This is a genomic window from Nocardioides sp. P5_C9_2, assembly GCF_054049555.1.
Genome location: NZ_JBFUMD010000559.1, coordinates 1 through 2,304, shown reverse-complemented (window position 1 = coordinate 2,304; position 2,304 = coordinate 1). Strand labels below are relative to the sequence as shown.

General features: G+C 74.3%; 2 protein-coding genes. Both read left to right on the top strand.

Annotated features, from left to right (window positions below; all coding sequences use genetic code 11):
* Nucleotides 1-150 precede the first annotated feature (150 nt).
* Nucleotides 151-1,767: an ABC-F family ATP-binding cassette domain-containing protein gene (locus tag ACXJKL_RS19590; RefSeq protein WP_457208672.1), complete on the top strand. Its 1,617-nt coding sequence runs from the start codon at nucleotides 151-153 to the stop codon at nucleotides 1,765-1,767.
* Between the two features lie 130 nt (nucleotides 1,768-1,897).
* On the top strand, nucleotides 1,898-2,304 hold a 407-nt coding region (locus tag ACXJKL_RS19585; RefSeq protein WP_457208671.1), incomplete at its 3' end, for a carbamoyl-phosphate synthase domain-containing protein.

The window sequence follows — 2,304 nt, the reverse complement described above, 5'->3', positions numbered from 1 at the left end:
GCACGCACCGACGATAAGGGCGCGACAGGACGAGGCCCGTCCGGATAGCCTCTCGCCATCATGTGGAACCCGGCCTGACCCGACTCGCGCCCGCGGCTGCCCTCTCTCGAGGGGCCCGGCGAGTCACCGCACTCCCGCGAAGGCCCGCCCATGTCTGCTCACCAGCCCCTCGTCGTCCGTGACCTCTCCGTGTCGTACGGCGCCCGGTCCGTGCTCGCCGGCGTCGACCTGATCGCCCAGCCCGGTCGCCGTGTCGGCCTCGTCGGGGAGAACGGCGTCGGCAAGTCCACCCTGCTGCGTGCGGTCGCCGGTCGGCTGCCCGCGACCGCCACGGTCGCCGGCACCGTGGCGCGCGCCGACGACCTCGTGATGCTCGGCCAGGAGCCGCCCTTCCCCGACGGCGTCTCCGTCGCCGACGTCCTGGCCCGCACCCTGGCGCCCCTGCGGCAGGCGGTCGCCGACGTGGAGCGGCTCGCCGGGGCCCTCGACGACACGGACCCCGACCACCGGCAGGTGGCCGCGGACTACGACCGCGTCCTGGAGTGGGCCCTGGCCCACGACGCATGGGACGCCGACCGGCGCGCCGAGCTGGCCGCCGCGCGGCTGGGCCTGGCCGAGCTCGACCCCGTCCGCCTGATCGGGACGCTGTCGGGTGGTCAGCGCACCCGGCTGGCCCTGGCCACGATCATGACGACCCGACCGACCTGCCTGCTGCTCGACGAGCCCACCAACCACCTGGACGACGCGGCGCTGGCGGTGCTGACCTCGTTCCTCGTGGACCTGCCCGGCGTGGTGCTCTTCACCAGCCACGACCGGGTCTTCCTCGACGACGTCGCCACCGACCTGGTCGACCTCGACCCGAGCGCCTTCGGCACGGACGGCGAGGGCGGCCGCCGCTTCGGAGGCGGCTGGAGCGCCTACGAGGAGCACCGGCGCGACGCTCGCCGCCGCTGGGAGGAGGCGTACGCCGCCCAGCAGGAGGAGCTGGACGCCCTACGGGCCGCGACCCGGATCGGGACCGGCGCCATCGCGCACGACCGCGGGCCGACGGACAACGACAAGTTCATCCACGCCTTCAAGGGCTCGAGGGTGGATCGCACGCTGGCCCGCCGCAAGAAGGACGCCGGGCACCGCCTCGAGGTCGCCGAGCGCGACCAGGTGCGCAAGCCGCCGGCGCCGCTGCGCTTCGGCGGCCGACTGGCGGACGCCGGGACGTCTGGGAGGCTGGTGCTGGTCCGCGACCTCGGCGTCGACGGACGGCTGCGGCTGGACCGCCTCGATGTCCACGCCGGGGAGCACGTGCTGGTCAGCGGCGTCAACGGGGCGGGGAAGTCGACGTTGCTGGGGGTGCTGGCGGGCCGTGTCGTCCCTGACCGGGGCACCGTGCAGGTGGGTGCCCGACGGGTGGCCGAGCTCGCCCAGGACGTGGACTTCGCCGAGATGGGCCGCAGTGCGCAGGCGACGTACGACGCGCTGGCCGGCGGCGACGCGCCAGCCCTGCGCGAGCTCGGGCTGCTCCACCCCCGTGACCACGCGCGCCCGGTCGGGGCGCTGTCCGTGGGTCAGCGCCGACGCCTCGGGCTGGCGGTGGCGGTGGCGACCGGGCCGGACCTGCTGCTTCTCGACGAGCCGACCAACCACGTCTCGCTGGCGCTGGCCGGCGAGCTGGAGGAGGCGATCGGCACGACCGCCGGCACGGTGGTCGTGGCCAGCCACGACCGGTGGCTGCGGCGCCGCTGGCAGGGGAGCGAGCTCGTGCTGGCGTGAGGGGGGCCGGAGGTCAGCGCCGTCCGCGCCGCGGTGCGTGGTCTCGGACACACGCCCGTCGCTGATAGGGTCACCGTCGCAGAAACATCCTTTAACGATCCGTCCTGTGAGGCGGAGAAGGAGGTCGGCGTTGCCTGTACGCGCGCCCGCACTGCTCGTCCTCGAGGACGGGCGCACCTTCCGAGGCGATGCCTTCGGAGCCGAGGGTGAGACCTTCGGTGAGGCGGTGTTCTCCACCGGCATGACCGGCTACCAGGAGACCCTCACCGATCCCAGCTACCACCGCCAGGTCGTCGTGATGACCGCGCCGCACGTCGGCAACACCGGGATGAACGACGAGGACCCCGAGTCCYCGCGCATCTGGGTCGCCGGCTACGTGGTCCGGGACCCCGCCCGGGTCCCGAGCAGCTGGCGCTCGCAGCGCACGCTCGACGACGCGTTGCGTGACCAGGGCGTCGTCGGCATCGCCGGCGTCGACACCCGGGCACTGACCCGGCACCTGCGCGAGCGCTGTGCGCTGCGGGTCGGCATCTCCAC